2 protein-coding genes are annotated in these 841 nt (G+C 36.6%); both read left to right on the forward strand.

Features of this window, described 5'->3' with window-relative positions; all coding sequences use genetic code 11:
* A partial coding sequence (locus AB4653_RS24455; protein WP_372105532.1) for an AAA family ATPase occupies positions 1–493 on the forward strand: 493 nt, incomplete at its 5' end.
* A 1-nt stretch (position 494) separates the two neighbouring features.
* The coding region (locus tag AB4653_RS24460; RefSeq protein ID WP_372105533.1) for a hypothetical protein at positions 495–841 on the forward strand (347 nt) is incomplete at its 3' end.

Below are 841 nucleotides of genomic sequence, written 5' to 3' on the forward strand. Positions count from 1 at the left end.
ACTTATATCTATAACAGCCCTAGTGGATACATTTAACAAATACCTAGTTGATGGAAAAAAATTAGTTATAACGACTGACGAAGCTTATATAAAGTTAAATGGCGATAATAAAAAACACTCTTTAGAGTATTTATCTAGCGGCGAGCGTCATATATTTACATTCTTATCATTGATTGTAGTGGCAGGAAATGACAAAAACTTCCTGATAATTGATGAACCAGAGATCTCTTTGAATATTAAGTGGCAACGAACTTTAATGGATCTAATAAGGGAATTAGTCCCTCACACGCAAATCATTGTCGCATCTCATAGTTCTATTATTGGAAAGAAATCACCTCACTCACTAGTAAAACTTCAACCAGAATTAGATTCCGACTACATACAACGCCTAATTTCCGATGAAAGTTCTGACGGAATCCTTGATTTAGATCTTGATGAACACTTCACTAATTTAGACGAAGTCACACCAACAGTGACCAACAGAGACTCATAAAATGGTGATGGCGATTTTAGAAATGGATGAATTGCTAAGTGAAGCAATTATCTCCGAAACTCCTCTCATTATCGTAGAAGGGATAGATGATGTCCCTGTTTATGAGTCATTATTTTATGGGAATGGCGCGAACGCAGAAGTCTACGCTGCTGAAAATATTGTTGAAGGTTCAGATGGATCAAGAGGAGTAATTGACTGTATAGATAGTGCGAGAGCTCAATTCCCAGAGATCGATATATCACAATATATTTTAGGTATCGTAGATCGAGATGCTCGTTATTATCGAGGTGAGATCCCAAATGATCAAGCCCTTCTAGTACTAAAAGCATATTCCTTGGAGAGTCACTT

The organism is Vibrio sp. 10N.222.48.A3 (assembly GCF_041475345.1).
In the GTDB taxonomy this organism is placed as follows: domain Bacteria; phylum Pseudomonadota; class Gammaproteobacteria; order Enterobacterales; family Vibrionaceae; genus Vibrio; species Vibrio tasmaniensis_A.